Consider the following 13,769-nt stretch of genomic DNA (forward strand, 5'->3'; position numbering starts at 1 on the left):
ATGTTCTCCGGCCTCAGCCTCCGACTGCGGATCTTCCTGTTCTTCTGCCTGATCGCGCTCGGCGGCACGGCGCTGGCGGGCGCGGCGCTTTGGTTCGGCTACACACGGGCGCTGAGCACGGATGACGCCAACGGCTTCACCCTCGCCGCGATCCTCATCGCCTTCGGCTTCACCGCGCTCTGCGCCGGGATCTGGCTGCTGTTCGACGAGAACGTGGCAAAGCCCATCGAACGCCTCTCTGCCGAACTCCGCGCCCGGGCGCATGCCGGGATCGCCACCCGCGTCGACGCCGACGCCGCGCGCTACCTGGGCGACCTCGGCCCCGCCGCCTCGGCGCTCAGCTCCCAGCTCTCCGCCAGCACGCTGGCCAGCGCCGACCGCATCGCCGCCGAAACCGCGCGGCTCGAATCCGAGAAGGCCCGCCTGACCGCGCTGCTGACCGAGATCCCCGTCGCCACGATCCTCGTGGGCAGCGCCGACCAGATCGTGCTCTACGACGGGCAGGCCGCCGAGGTGCTGGCCTCGCAGGGCATCCCCCGGCTGAACGCGCCCGTGACCGATTACTTCGACGGCGCGACGCTGGCGGGGCTGCGCAGGCAGATGAACAGGACCGGGCGCGAGGTCACGGCCACCCTGCCCGGCCACGACGGCGCGCAAAGCTACGACGCCAGGCTGCGCCCGATGGACGGCGGCGGCTACATCATCCTCGTGGATGCCTCGCTCCTCGACCTCCCGCCCGAGGCCGCCCGCCCCCTGACCTACGACTTCGCCCTGCTCGACCAGGCGTCCGGCGCGCTCGACGCCATGCCGCTCGGACGGCTGACCTACACGGTGTTCGACACCGAAACGACGGGCCTCCTGCCCCACAAGGACGAGATCGTGCAGATCGGCGCGGTGCGCATCGTCAACGGACGCATCGTGCCGGGCGAGCGCATGGACCAGCTCGTCAACCCGGGCCGCCCGATCCCGCCCGCCTCCTCGAAGGTGCACGGCGTGACCGATGCAATGGTCGCCACGGCCCCGGGCATCGCCGAGGCCGGGCGCCGCTTCCACACCTTCGCCCGGGACAGCGTGATCGTGGCACACAACGCGCCATTCGACATGGCCTTCCTGCACCGCCACAAGGCACGCATGGGCGTGGAATGGACCCACCCGATCCTCGACACCGTGCTGCTGTCGGCGATCCTCTTCGGCGCCTCGCAGACCCACACCCTCGACGCGCTCTGCGACCGCCTCGCCGTGACCATCCCGCCGGACCTGCGCCACACCGCACTGGGCGACGCCCACGCCACGGCAGAGGTCTTCAGCCGCATGCTCCCCATGCTGGAGGCGCGCGGCATGGCAACGCTCTCGGACGTCCTCGCGGAAACGAAACGCCACGGCCGCCTGATCGAAGACATGAACTGAGTGGCAACCGCCGCCCCCTTGCCCGAACGGCACGCGGACTGACCATCTCGGCGAAGTCAGGTATTTTTGCCAAGATGAAGGACAAGGCACGCGCTCCCCTTCATCTTGGTCATAAATACCTGAAAAGGCGGGGCCTCCACGCCCTCGCGCCCCCTCCGGCAAGCCAACGCTTCAGAGCCAAAGCCCCCATCGCGCCCGAAGGGCGCGCCGGTCGCCTCGCGCCAGCGAGGCGAAACCCCTCAGGCGCGCCGCCACTCCGCCAGCGGCGTTCCGGTGGCCGCGCAGTCCTGCAGCACCGGCGAAATCTTCCAGACGACCGGGTCTTCCTCCGCCAGCGCCTTCAGCTTCGCCACGATCTCCGGCACGCCCCATTCGTCCGCGTACCACATCAGCCCGCCGCGCCAGCGCGGGAAACCGTAGCCGAAGACCGTCACCAGGTCGATGTCGCACGCCGAGGCCGCGATCCCCTCGCCCAGGATGTCCGCCGCCTCGTTGATCATCGCCAGCAGCAGCCGCTCGCGGATCTCGTCCGGTGCGTAGTCGACGCGCGCGATCCCGGCGAAATGCGCCTCTTCCAGCGCGAGGTCCGCCACGATCGGGTCCTCCACCTTGCCGCCGCCCCCCGGGTAGCGATACCAGCCCGCCCCGGTCTTGCGCCCCAGTTTGCCCAGTTCCACCATCCGGTCGGCGATGGGAATGTAGCGCCGCACCGGGTCGCGCGTTGCGTCCTGCCGTCGCCGGTTGGCGTGGGCGATGTCCAGCCCCGACAGGTCCTGCGCCTCGTAAGGGCCCATGGCGTAACCGAAATCCACCATCGCCTCGTCGATCTCCCAGGGCGTGGAGCCGTCCATCAGCACCGTGTCCGCCGCCTCGCGGTAGCGTGCAAGGATGCGATTGCCGATGAAGCCGTCGCAGACCCCGGCCAGCACCGGCACCTTCCTCAGCGTCTTCGCCAGCTCAAAGCCCGTGGCCAGCGCCCTGTCCGAGGTCGCCTCCCCCTTCACGATCTCCAGCAGCTTCATGATGTGGGCGGGCGCGAAGAAGTGCAGCCCCACCACCCGCGACGGATCGTCCACCGACCGCGCGATCTCGTTCAGGTCGAGGTAGGAGGTGTTGCTCGCCAGCACCGCGTCCGGCGCCAGCGCCGCCTGCAACCGGCCGAAGACCTCGCGTTTCACCTCCATCGACTCGAAGGCCGCCTCGATCGCCAGCCCCGCGCCCGCCGCCGCAGCGTAATCCGATGTCACCGCCAGCCGCGCGCGGCGCTCCTCTGCGCCCGCCGCCGAGATCAGGCCGCGCTTCAGCGAGGCCTCGACGATTTTCCCGACGTTCGCCTCCGCCCGCGCCACCCCGTCGGCGTCGGTCTCCAGCAGGGTGACCCGCAGCCCGGCGTTCAGGCAGGCGTAGGCGATCCCCGCCCCCATCGTGCCGCCGCCGACAACCGCCACGTGGCCGGTGTCGCCCGGCGCGGCCTCCAGCCCCGCCGGCGCCTTGGCCCCCCGTTCGGCAAAGAAGACATGCCGCAGCGCCCGCGCCTGGCTGTCGGCGCGCAGCGTCAGGAAGGCGGTGCGCTCCTCCGCCAACCCCTCCGCCAGCGTCACCGCCGGGGTCGAGGCGATCAGCGCGATGGCCGTCAGCGGCGCCACCTGCTGCGGCATCTTCCGCGCCGCCAGCGCCTGCGCCGCCTCCACCGCCTCTGCGTCCATCTCAGGCGCGGGCAGGTCGCAGACCGGCGTGGCGAGCGCCAGCGTCCCCACGTCCAGCCCCAGGGCCACCGCCAGCGGGTCCTCCGCCAGCCCGTCGACCAGCCCAAGCGCCTCCGCCTTCTCTGCGCTGACCGGCTTGCCCGTGGGGATCATGTCCAGCGCCGCCGCCATGCCGATCAGCCGAGGCAGCCGCTGCGTCCCGCCCGACCCCGGCACCACGCCGAGCGTGACCTCCGGCAGACCGATCTGCACCCCCGGCGCCGCGATCCGGTAACGGCAGGCCAGCGCAAGCTCGCAGCCGCCCCCCAGCGCCACGCCGTTGATCGCCGCCACCCAAGGCACCTCGCAGGCCTCGATGCCCGCCACGATGTCGTTGAGGTGCGGCGCCACGGCGGGCGCGTCGAACTCCCGCGCGTCGCCGCCCGCGGCAAAGGCCCGGCCCGCGCCGGTCAGCACCACGCGGCTCAGCGCCTCTTCCGTCCCGGCCCGCTCCAGCGCCGCGGCCAGCCCCTCGCGCACCGCGAGGCCGATGGCGTTCACCGGCGGGTTGTCCAATGTCACGATCAGGGCCGTGCCCTCTCTGCGGCAGCTCACAGCCATCCGTCACTCCTTCCGCGGCAGCCCCTGCCACCTGTCAGTCCAGAAATCCCTCGTCCGCCAGCAGCGCCTTCATCGCCTCCAGGCTCTCGTCAAGGCCGGCGCCGCTGGTGTCGAGCTGCGCATGCGCCCGCTCGTACAGCACCTCGCGCGCCCGCAGGATGGTGCGCAGCTGCTGCATGGCCTCGGGCTGACCGGCCATCGGCCGCAGGTCGCCCTGCGCGCGCACCCGCGCCATGTGCTCCTCCGGCGAGGCCTTGACCCAGACCGTGTGGAACCGCTCCAGCACCCGCTCGTAGGTGGCGCTTTCCGCCACCAGCCCGCCCCCGACCGCCAGGATGATCCGCTCGTGGGCCGAGATCACGCCTTCCAGCGCCTCCGCCTCCAGCTCCCGGTAGCCTTCGGCCCCATAAAGCGCCATGATCTCCGCCACGGGCATCCCGCCGATCCGCGCGATCTCCGCGTTCAGCTCCAGGAACGGCACGCCCAGCGCCTCGCCCGCCAGCCGACCCAGCGTCGACTTGCCCGCGCCGCGCAGGCCCACAAGGCACACCCGCTGCGCCCGCGCGCCCTCCGGCGCCTGCGCCTCCAGCATGGCCAGCACGCGGGCCTGCATCCCCCGGTCGGCGCGGCGGAACAGCTCGGACATGCGCAGCACCTCGGACGACCACGGATCGTCCTCGCCCACCAGCCGCTCCACCGACAGGTCGAGCGCGCAGGCCACCTTGGTCAGAAGCCCGATGGAGATGTTGCCCTCGCCGGTCTCCAGCTGCGCGAGGTAACGCGGCGAGACGCCCGACATCTCCGACAACACGCGGCGCGGAATATGACGCGCCTCGCGGGCGCGGCGGACACGCTCGCCCACGCGGGCCAGCAGGGCCTCCACGGCCCGGTCCGCCTCCGCCCCGCGCGTCGCCATGTCCTGTGTCAGAGGCCCAGCCTTGCTCATCCCGTTCGCACCGTTATGAATTATAGTGCACACACTAGCCGCTTCGCCCGCGGTGGCAACGCCAAACCGGCCCCCACATCACACACGCCCCTCAGTCCAGATGCGCCTCCACCACCGCCCGGATATCCTCCGGCGGCGGCGCCTTGCGGAAGGTGGGCGCATCGATGAACACGCAGGTAAAGCGCCCCTCGAAACACAGGACCCCGTCCTGCCGCCCCAGCACCTCGAAACTCACCGAGGTCTCGCCCAGCCGCACCGGGCGCACGGCACAGATCAGCCGGTGGCGCGGCGTGACCGGGCTGCGGAAGTCGATGGTCATGTTGACGAACGGCGTGCCGACGCCGCGGTCCAGTTCCATCTGGAACCAGCCGTCCCCCAGCTTCTCCTCCCACCAGGCATTGATCGCATCCAGCGCGAACCAGGGGATGCGCGCGGTATAGGCGATGCGCGCCGGATCGCAGTCCCCCCATGTCACCCGGATCTCATGCTCGAACGGCTGCCCCATACCCCACTCCTGCGACCATCGGCCAAAGGCCGGAAAAACCGCGACCCCGCCCCTGCTTCTTTGCTTCCGAAATACTCCGGGGGGGTGGGGGCTGGCCCCCACGCACGGCCCCGCCCGCTCAGTACGTCTCCACGTGATAGCGCCCCTCGTCGCGCATCCCGTCGCGCAGCGCCGTCCATTGCTGACCGATGCTTTCGGCGATGTTGGTCAGCGCCTTCTCGACCCCTTCCTCCATGCCGCGCAGGCCGCAGATGTAGACATGGGTCTTCGGATCGCCCAGCAGCTCCGCCACCCGGTCCTCCTCGGCGCGCATCCGGTCCTGCACGTATTCCTTCGCCTCCCCCTGGCGCGAATAGACAAGGTGCTGCTCCAGCAGCGCCTCCGGCACCTTCTTCAGCGGGCCGAAATAGGGCAGCGCGTCGGGCGTGCGCGCGCCGAAGAACATCACCATGCCCCCCGACCTGCCGCCCACCGTGCGCTGGCGCCGCATGGTGAAGGCGCGCATCGGCGCCGAGCCGGTGCCGGTGCAGATCATCAGAAGCCGCGCCTCCGGGTCGTCGGGCATCAGGAAGGTCGCGCCGAAGGGCCCCGTCACCCGCACCTCGTCGCCGACCTTCAGGTCGCACAGGTAGTTCGAGCAGAGCCCGCCCTTCTCCCGCTTCACCGTCAGCGACACGTTGTTGTAGTTAGGCCGCTCGCCGTCGCGCGGGCTCGACACCGAGTAAAGCCGCGGCAGGAAGGGCTTGCCCTCCGCGTCCGCGCCCGGCGGGACGATCCCGATGGACTGGCCTTCCAGCACCGGCAAGGGCTGGCCGCCGAAGTCGAGGATGATGTGGCGCACGTCGTGCTCCGGGTCCTTGGTCAGCGGCACGATGCCCGTCACCTTCGCGGTCGCGGGCTTGCCCAGCGTATAGAGGTTCACCGTGGCCTTCGCCGCCGAGGCCGGCGCCTTCGCCTTGCCGCCCGCCCCCGAATGCGCCTCCGCCAGAAGCGCGGCCATCGCCTCGTCCAGCGCCTCGAGCCCGGTTTCCGCCTCGTTGGCGCCCAGGTCCTCCTGCTCCGGCAGTTCCATCCAGCCGAACTGCGCGTCCAGCGAATAGGGCTCGCGCACCACCCGCCACTCGTCGATGGACCCCGTGGGGCAGACCGGGATGCAGTCCATGCAGAAGTTGCACTTGTCCGGGTCCACCACGACGTTCTCGTCGTTATGGGCGATCGCCTCGACCGGACAGGTCATCTCGCAGGTGTAGCAGCGGATGCAGATCTCCGGGTCGATCAGGTGCTGTTTCAGCGGCTTGTTCATCAATCCTCCCACGGGGTCCCGCGCCGGGGACACCTCTGTGACTGTCTGGGTGGGCAAGGGGCCAGGACCGCGCTCAGTCGCGGCGCAGCACCGCCTCGGGGACCGAGAGCATCTCGATCAGCTGCGCGCAAAGCCCGCGGCAGCCCGTGCAGCCGATGCACCCCGGGCATCCCCCCTGTCCGGCAAGGAACTCCTCGCCCAGTGCCGCCACGCGCGGTGCGTGACCGATCTTGCGTTCCATCTGCATCCCAAGGCCCTCCCGACCCGTTTCAATGTCTCTCAGAACATCCCGTTGCCATGCGCGGATGTCTCGGGCAGCACCTGCAGCACATCCCAGTGCTCCACGATCCGGCCCGCCGCGTCGAAACGGAAGATGTCGATGCCCGCGTATTCTTCGTCGGGCCAGACCTGGTGGCAGTGCAGGACCACCAGGTCCCCCTCCGCCACCGTGCGCACGAATTCCACCCGCTTGCCGGGATACTCCCGGGCCATCCGCTCGAAGTAGGCGATGAACCCCTCCTTGCCGGAGGCGACATGCGGGTTGTGCTGGATGTACTCGGCGCCCACGTAGGCCGCGACGGCCTCCCTCGGACGACACTGGTTGAACATCATGTCGTAGAAGGCCTTGGCACTGGCCGTGTTGGTCGCCGGGTCGCTCATCGCAGCCCTCTCCTGTCCTTCCGAAGGTCCGGGGCCACGACGCGCGCCCCCGGACCCGGCCCGCGGCCTCAGGCCATGTGCAGCTTGACGTACTCGAAGTCGCCCGGCTTGTTGTCGATCCCGACCTTCGGCGGCGCGATCCACGAGGCGAACTGCCCCGGCTCGTAACACGGCTTCATCAGCGACTGGATGAAATCGCCGTCGGCCTTCGACGGCAGCCATTCGTCGCGGCGCTTCGCCCAGTCGTCCTCGGACAGGATGTTGCCCTCCGGGTCCGCCTTGATCGCCGAGAAGATGCCGATCTGGCGGTGGAACGCCTCGTGCGGCAGGGTCAGCTGGAAATCGATCCCGGCCTTCTCGATCGCCTTGTTCCAGCGGCCCACGCCACCCGCCGCATCCCGCACGTAATCGTCGCGCAGGCGCATGTTGATCGCGGTCAGCGCCGGCACCTCCTCCGCGACGATCAGACCGTCCTTGACGGTGCGCACCACGTAGGTGTCGCCCTTCAGCTGGTGGTCGTCGTCGATCCGGGTCTCCATGTAGCGGCCCTTGATCCCCGCGTTGAAGGCATTGGCGGCGTTGGTCGACACCTCCTGCCCGAAAAGGTCCAGCGACAGCGTGTAATGCAGGTTCAGCTTCTTCTGGATCGTCGGCAGGTCGATCACGCCCATCTCGCGGATCTTGTGGATGTCGTAGGGATCGGTGATCCCCGCCTTGTTCATCGCCTCGCAGGTCGCCTGGATCGTGCGGCCCACGCCGGTCTCGCCCACGAACATGTGGTGCGCTTCCTCGGTCAGCATGAAGCGGCAGGTGCGCGACAGCGGGTCGAAGCCCGACTGCGCCAAGCTCTCAAGCTGCATCTTGCCGTCACGGTCGGTGAAGTAGGTGAACATGAAGAACGACAGCCAGTCCGGCGTCTCCTCGTTGAAGGCGCCCAGCATCCGCGGCGCCTCGTCCGAGCCCGAAGAGCGGCGCAGCAGGTCGTCCGCCTCCTCGCGCCCGTCCTTGCCGAAATACTTGAACAGCAGGTAGACCATCGCCCAGAGGTGACGGCCCTCCTCCACGTTCACCTGGAAGAGGTTGCGCATGTCGTAAAGCGAGGGCGCGGTAAGCCCCAGGAACCGCTGCTGCTCGACCGAGCCCGGCTCCGTGTCGCCCTGGATCACGATCAGCCGCTTGAGCATGTTGCGGTACTCGCCCGGCACCTCCTGCCACGCGGGCTGGCCCGCATGCTCGCCGCAGGGAATGCGCCGGTCCTCGACCTGCGGCGCCAGAAGGACGCCCCAGCGGTACTCCGGCATCTTCACGTAATCGAACTTCGCCCAGCCCTTGGGATCGACCGACACGGCGGTCCGCAGGTAGACCATCGATTCCTGGAAGTTCTGCGGGATCAGGTCGTTCCACCAGTTGATGTAGCCCGGGTGCCAGCGCTCCAGCGCCTTCAGCACCTTCTTGTCACCGGAGAGCCCGACGTTGTTCGGAATCTGGGTGTCGTAGCTCACGTTGATCAGGTCAAGCATTCCAAGTCCTCCTCGGTGATGCAGAGTTTTCGACGAAAACTCTGCCCCTCAAAGACTTTTCGGACGAAAAGTCTTCTGCCTCGCGCCGTTACACGCGCTCCATGTTGTATTCGCCCCGCACGCCGGTGCCGTAGCGCTGCAGCGCCCCGTTTTCGCCCACGGCGTTCGGGCGGATGAAGATCCAGTTCTGCCAGGCGGTCAGGCGGCCGAAGATCCGGGTTTCCATGGTCTCCGGCCCGGCGAAGCGCAGGTTCGCCTCCATCCCCGTCATCGCGTCCGGGCTGAACGACGCCCGCTCTTCGAGGAAGATGCGGATCTCGTCCTCCCAGTCGATGTCGTCGAGGATCATGGTGACAAGGCCTGCCTCCTCCGCCGCCTCGGCCTCCAGCGCCTCGCCCTTCGCCTCCGCGCAGACGCCCAGCGCGGCATCGTCGTCGAGGAACCGGGTCTGCAGCCGTGTCAGCCCGTTCGCCATCGGCATCGGGCCGAAGTTGGCGTCCGACAGCGTGACGGTGGCGATGGGCCGGTTGTCGCCCTCGAACTCGTCTTCCATCATGTAGCTGCGGTCCACGGCCCAGAGCAGTTCGGCCAGCACACCCGCAAAGCACGACCCGTGCTCCACCAGCGCCACCATCGAGCGCGAGGTCACGTCGACCCGCTTCAGCACCCGCTTCCAGTACTGCAGCACCTCGTTGGCCAGCCAGTGCGCCCTGTCGGACATCAGCAGCGCCTCATGCGCCAGGAGCTTCTCCGGATCGCCCTGCGTCTTGAAGACCATCAGGCCCAGCTCCGGCTCGTTCAGCCGCAGGTGCAGGATCGCGTCGTCGAGTTCGCGCGCCGCCCGCAGCATCCAGGACTGGTCGCCCTCGGCCTCGAACGCCGCCATGTCGGCGGGCGCCTCGCCCTCCGGGCCCTTCACGGTGATCGTCACCGTGCGGCCCGCGCGGTTGGCCTGAACCTCCACGGTCGAATAGGTGACGGAACCGTCCTCGTGGAACGTCCGGTCCAGCGGCGTCAGCACGATGCCCTTGCCGACATCCTTCTTCTTCGAGGCCGCCGCGAATTCCTTCGCCCGCTCCTCCACCGTCGCGTCGAACTTCGAGTTGGGGATCACCTCGTCGACCAGCTTCCATTCCTGCGCCCGCTTGCCGCGCACCCCCTCCTCGGTCGAGCAGAACACGTCCGCCCGGTCGCGGCGCACCTTGCGCTTGTCGGTCACGCGGGTCAGCCCGCCCGTCCCCGGCAGCACCGCCAGCAGCGGCACCTCCGGCAACGACACGGAGGACGAGGAATCGTCGGTCAGCATGATGTGGTTGCAGGCCAGAGCCAGCTCGTAGCCGCCGCCTGCGCAGGCGCCCTTGACCGCCGCGATGTACTTCTGGCCGCTGTCCTCTTCCGCCGCTTCGAAGGTGTTGCGCGTCTCGTTGGTGAACTTGCAGAAGTTCACCTTGTGCGAATGCTTGGCCCCGCCCAGCATGCGGATGTTGGCGCCCGCGCAGAAGATCCGGTCCTTGTCGGACTTCATCACCACGACCTTGACCTCCGGGTGCTCGAAACGCATCCGCTGCACGATGTCCGCCAGCTCGATATCGACGCCCAGGTCGTAGGAGTTCATCTTCAGCTGGTAGCCGTCGAACAGCCCGCCGTTCTCGTCGACATCCATGTGCAGGTGCGCCACCGGGCCGTCGTAATGCACCTTCCAGTGCTTGTAGGCCGTGGGATCGACCTGGAAATCGATTCGCTTCGTCATCGCCGTATTCTCCTCCCGCGCTTGCTGGCACTATACCGCAAAAACCTGTGCCCTCAATGCTGTTTTCGCACTATAGTACCAAAATTATGACCGCCTTCACGCGATTAATGCACTATAATTCACAAATCCCGCCATCACCCGGCGCCACGCCCATCACCGCCCCTCCGGCCCGCGCCCAGGCTTCACGCATCAGGTCCCGCGCCATGCCCTCCAGCCGCTCTGCCGCCGCGTCGCGCCCCATCCGGCGCTTCAGCCGCGCGTTGGCCAGCTGGATGACACCCTGCACCATCAGCTTCTCCGCCGACTTCTCGGGCGCGGCCATCCAGACCGCCTCCCAGACCTCATGCGCCTCCCAGAAGGCCCCTTTCCGGTAGAACCGCAGCCCCTCACGCCAGGCGCGGCAGTCCGCCAGGGGGACCGAGACCTCCTTCAAGGCGTCATAGGCACCGTCCGGCGGCCGCGGCGTAAGGCCCGGCACATAGGGCGTGAAGCTCACGCCACCTCCGGCTCCGCCGCCTCGATCCGCGCAAGCCGCGCGCAGAACTCGGCCACAGCCTCCAGCACCGCCTCCGGCGCCTCCGCCTGCGGGGCGTGCTTCACCCCCGGCAGGATCACCGTGTCCACCGGCGCATAGGACCGGCTCTCGATCTCGCGGATCTGCGCCAGCGTGCCGTACTGGTCATCTGCCCCCTGGATCGCCAGGCAGGGCACACGCCAGTAGTCGATCACCTCGCCCACGTGCCAGTCGCGGAACCCCGGCGCCAGCCAGGCGTCGTTCCAGCCGCGGAAGGTGGCCTCCGGGTCGTCGTGGTACTTCGCCATCTTCTCGCGCAGACCGCCCGAGGCAAAGGCGTCCTTCGCCTCCGCGATGGACGCCAGCCCCCCGGGTTCGGTGAAGAAATGCGGCGCCATCAGCACCAGCCCGCGCACCCGGAAATCCTCGACCGAGCCCGCGTATTCCGCGGCAATCGTCGCGCCGTCGGAATGGCCCATCAGCACGCCGCGCCGGAAACCGATGGCATCCAGCACCTCCGGCAGCACGTCCACCGCCTCGCGCGTCATGTAGTCGAGCGGGCGCGGCAGCTCCGCCGCCTCGGACCGGCCATAGCCCGCGCGCGACCAGACGAAGACGCCCCAGCCGGTGGCCTTGGCCAGCCGCTCCGGGAAATCCCGCCACAGCGCCAGCGACCCCAGCCCCTCGTGCAGCAGCACCAGCGTCGGCGCCTCATCCGGCCCCGGCCCGAAGCCCGCGCATTCCAGCCGCTTGCCGCCTGCCCTGATCTCTACCGGCCATGTCATGCCACGCCCTCCATGTCCTTCTTTGGCGCCGCCTGCGCCCTGAGTTTGAAGCGCTGGATCTTGCCGGTGGCGGTCTTCGGCAGATCCTCCACCACCTCCACCCAGCGCGGATACTTCCACGCGCCGACCCGCGCCTTGACGAACTCCTTCAGCGCGCCGGTGACCTCGGCCGCATCCGCGCCCTCCTTCAGCACGACGAAGGCCTTGGGCTTTTCCAGGTCGTCCTCGTCGCGCCACGGCACGACCGCCGCCTCCAGCACGCCGGGATGGGCCACCAGCGCCTGCTCCACCTCGAAGGGCGACACCCAGATGCCCGACACCTTGAACATGTCGTCGGTCCGCCCGCAGTAGACAAAGCGCCCCTCCTCGGTGATCTCGTACTTGTCGCCGGTGCGCGTCCACTCGCCCTCGAAGGTCGCGCGGCTTTTCGACCGCTTGTTCCAGTAGCCCTCCGCCGCAGAGGCGCCGCGCACCAGCAGCTCGCCCACGCCGCCGGGCAGGATCTGGTTGCCGTCCTCGTCGACGCAGCGCAGCTCGTAGCCCGGAACCGCCATGCCGGAGGTGCCGTAGACCACGTCGCCGGGCCGGTTCGACAGGAAGATGTGCAGCATCTCGGTCGACCCCACACCGTCGAGGATATCCACCCCCCACAGCCGCAGCCAGGCGTTGCCCACTTCCGTCGGCAGCGCCTCGCCCGCCGAGATGCAGGCGCGCAGCCGGTGCTCCGGCACGCCGTGCTTTTCCAGCCAGTGCACCGTCGCGGCATAAAGCGTCGGCACCCCGCAGAAGATCGTGGGCTTCTCGTCGCGGATGATCTGCGCCGCCACGTCCGGCACCGGCCGCCCGTTGAACAGGATCGTCGTCGCGCCCACCGACATCGGGAAGGTCATGGCGTTGCCCAGCCCGTAGGCGAAGAAGATCTTCGCAACGGAAAACACCACGTCGTCCTCGCGGATGCCCAGCACCTGCGCGCCATAGGTGTCCGCCGTGGCCTTCAGCGCGCCATGCACGTGGCGCACCCCCTTCGGCTGCCCGGTGGAGCCCGAGGAATAGAGCCAGAAGGCACATTCGTCCTCGCTCACCTGCGCCACCGGCGCGGCCTCGGCACCCTCGAGGCAGCGTTCGTAGTTCAGGCACCCCTCGGGCGTGTCGTCACCGATCACCACCACGTGCCGCAGGTAGGGGTTCTCCGCCAGCACCGGCTTCACCGCGTCGTAAAGCTCACGCGAGACGAACAGGCAGACCGCGCGGCTGTCGCGCAGGATGAAGTCATAGGTCTCCGGCGTCAGCAGCGTGTTCAGCGCGATGGGGATCACATGGGCCTTGAGCGCGCCCCAGAAGATTTCCGGGTACTCGATCTGGTCCAGCACGAGGCAGGCCACCCGCTGCTCCGGCTGGATGCCCGCCGCGCCCAGCGCCCCGGCCACGAGGTCCGAGCGTTCCGCCAGTTTTCCGTAGGTCAGGCTGCGTGTCTTCCCGGCTGCCTCGCGAAAGGCGACCTTGTCGGCACGGCCTTCGCTCAGGTGGCGGTCCACGAAATGCAGCGCCGCATTCTGATTTTCTGTCATGTTGTCCTCCCAGCGCCCGGGGATGCCCCCGGGTTCTCCCCTCAGATGGCCTCCGGGGTCCTCCTCCCAGAGTCGCTTGTGCGCTATATTGCCAAGATATTATCTGCGGGCAAACAAATATGGGTCGCACAGATACGTTTTAGCAATATAATGCCAATGAGGGTCATGATTTCTGGATTTGTCGTCGCGGTCCGGCCGGGGCATATGCACCGCCGCGCAGGGCGGGGTTTCACGCAGCCCGCCCCCCTGCCACATGCCCGGTGCCAGCAGTTCGGCACAGAAGTTAAGACGGGCCCGTCCCGCGCAACACCGGAAACGTCCCGCCGGGCGCCAAAGGTTACCAACCGGCCGTTTCGGGGGGTCGAAACGGCCGGTTCGTCCCATAACGCGCCGGGGCCAATGGTTAAGATCCGTTCATCCGGTGTGGACGCGGCGCCGAGGCCCCACAACATGCGGTGGTCCTCCGGGCGCACGGCGGATTAACCCCTCCGCGCGGTCCCGGAAC

Annotated in this window: 12 protein-coding genes; 1 reads left to right on the plus strand and 11 read right to left on the minus strand. The window is 68.7% G+C overall.

What is annotated here, in order from left to right:
* Positions 1–1,407: a 3'-5' exonuclease gene (locus QNI11_RS13830; protein WP_283980570.1), complete on the plus strand. Its 1,407-nt coding sequence runs from the start codon at positions 1–3 to the stop codon at positions 1,405–1,407.
* Positions 1,408–1,646: 239 nt separating this feature from the next.
* Here QNI11_RS13830 and QNI11_RS13835 read toward each other — a convergent pair whose 3' ends face one another.
* The 11 genes from QNI11_RS13835 to QNI11_RS13885 all read right to left on the minus strand — a co-directional run bounded on the left by QNI11_RS13835 (position 1,647) and on the right by QNI11_RS13885 (position 13,264).
* Positions 1,647–3,713, minus strand: coding sequence for a 3-hydroxyacyl-CoA dehydrogenase NAD-binding domain-containing protein (locus tag QNI11_RS13835; protein ID WP_283980571.1), 2,067 nt, complete (start codon positions 3,711–3,713; stop codon positions 1,647–1,649).
* A 34-nt stretch (positions 3,714–3,747) separates the two neighbouring features.
* The gene (locus QNI11_RS13840; RefSeq protein ID WP_283980572.1) at positions 3,748–4,659 is read right to left on the minus strand and encodes a helix-turn-helix transcriptional regulator; all 912 of its coding nucleotides are present in this window, start codon (positions 4,657–4,659) and stop codon (positions 3,748–3,750) included.
* A gap of 91 nt (positions 4,660–4,750) precedes the next feature.
* Positions 4,751–5,164, minus strand: coding sequence for a thioesterase family protein (locus tag QNI11_RS13845; protein ID WP_100930013.1), 414 nt, complete (start codon positions 5,162–5,164; stop codon positions 4,751–4,753).
* Positions 5,165–5,282: 118 nt separating this feature from the next.
* Positions 5,283–6,467 (minus strand): benzoyl-CoA 2,3-epoxidase subunit BoxA, encoded by a 1,185-nt coding sequence (gene boxA / locus QNI11_RS13850; protein ID WP_283980574.1) that lies wholly within the window; start codon positions 6,465–6,467, stop codon positions 5,283–5,285.
* A 73-nt stretch (positions 6,468–6,540) separates the two neighbouring features.
* Complete coding sequence (locus QNI11_RS13855) at positions 6,541–6,714, minus strand: hypothetical protein (RefSeq protein ID WP_157815031.1); 174 nt, start codon at positions 6,712–6,714, stop codon at positions 6,541–6,543.
* Between the two features lie 32 nt (positions 6,715–6,746).
* Positions 6,747–7,127, minus strand: coding sequence for a nuclear transport factor 2 family protein (locus QNI11_RS13860; RefSeq protein WP_100930011.1), 381 nt, complete (start codon positions 7,125–7,127; stop codon positions 6,747–6,749).
* Positions 7,128–7,195: 68 nt separating this feature from the next.
* Positions 7,196–8,647, minus strand: a complete 1,452-nt coding sequence (gene boxB, locus QNI11_RS13865) for a benzoyl-CoA 2,3-epoxidase subunit BoxB (protein WP_283980576.1) — start codon at positions 8,645–8,647, stop codon at positions 7,196–7,198.
* Between the two features lie 88 nt (positions 8,648–8,735).
* On the minus strand, positions 8,736–10,397 hold the full coding sequence (gene boxC / locus QNI11_RS13870) for a 2,3-epoxybenzoyl-CoA dihydrolase (RefSeq protein WP_283980577.1): 1,662 nt from the start codon (positions 10,395–10,397) through the stop codon (positions 8,736–8,738).
* A gap of 112 nt (positions 10,398–10,509) precedes the next feature.
* On the minus strand, positions 10,510–10,893 hold the full coding sequence (locus QNI11_RS13875; protein WP_283980578.1) for a DUF309 domain-containing protein: 384 nt from the start codon (positions 10,891–10,893) through the stop codon (positions 10,510–10,512).
* On the minus strand, positions 10,890–11,696 hold the full coding sequence (locus tag QNI11_RS13880; RefSeq protein WP_283980579.1) for an alpha/beta fold hydrolase: 807 nt from the start codon (positions 11,694–11,696) through the stop codon (positions 10,890–10,892). Before QNI11_RS13880 ends, QNI11_RS13875 begins: the two co-directional genes overlap by 4 nt.
* Positions 11,693–13,264, minus strand: coding sequence for a benzoate-CoA ligase family protein (locus QNI11_RS13885; protein ID WP_100930006.1), 1,572 nt, complete (start codon positions 13,262–13,264; stop codon positions 11,693–11,695). The genes QNI11_RS13880 and QNI11_RS13885 overlap by 4 nt, the downstream gene beginning before the upstream one ends.
* Positions 13,265–13,769: the final 505 nt, after the last annotated feature.

The sequence above is a fragment of the Sagittula sp. MA-2 genome, assembly GCF_030126985.1.
Classification (GTDB): Bacteria; Pseudomonadota; Alphaproteobacteria; order Rhodobacterales; family Rhodobacteraceae; genus Sagittula.

Bases quoted from the DNA above. Each gene is read 5' to 3' on its own strand.
- QNI11_RS13830 (WP_283980570.1), top strand. From the start codon at position 1: ATGTTCTCCGGCCTCAGCCTCCGACTGCGGATCTTCCTGTTCTTCTGC.
- QNI11_RS13835 (WP_283980571.1), bottom strand. From the start codon at position 3,713: ATGGCTGTGAGCTGCCGCAGAGAGGGCACGGCCCTGATCGTGACATTG.
- QNI11_RS13840 (WP_283980572.1), bottom strand. From the start codon at position 4,659: ATGAGCAAGGCTGGGCCTCTGACACAGGACATGGCGACGCGCGGGGCG.
- QNI11_RS13845 (WP_100930013.1), bottom strand. From the start codon at position 5,164: ATGGGGCAGCCGTTCGAGCATGAGATCCGGGTGACATGGGGGGACTGC.
- boxA (WP_283980574.1), bottom strand. From the start codon at position 6,467: ATGAACAAGCCGCTGAAACAGCACCTGATCGACCCGGAGATCTGCATC.
- QNI11_RS13855 (WP_157815031.1), bottom strand. From the start codon at position 6,714: ATGCAGATGGAACGCAAGATCGGTCACGCACCGCGCGTGGCGGCACTG.
- QNI11_RS13860 (WP_100930011.1), bottom strand. From the start codon at position 7,127: ATGAGCGACCCGGCGACCAACACGGCCAGTGCCAAGGCCTTCTACGAC.
- boxB (WP_283980576.1), bottom strand. From the start codon at position 8,647: ATGCTTGACCTGATCAACGTGAGCTACGACACCCAGATTCCGAACAAC.
- boxC (WP_283980577.1), bottom strand. From the start codon at position 10,397: ATGACGAAGCGAATCGATTTCCAGGTCGATCCCACGGCCTACAAGCAC.
- QNI11_RS13880 (WP_283980579.1), bottom strand. From the start codon at position 11,696: ATGACATGGCCGGTAGAGATCAGGGCAGGCGGCAAGCGGCTGGAATGC.
- QNI11_RS13885 (WP_100930006.1), bottom strand. From the start codon at position 13,264: ATGACAGAAAATCAGAATGCGGCGCTGCATTTCGTGGACCGCCACCTG.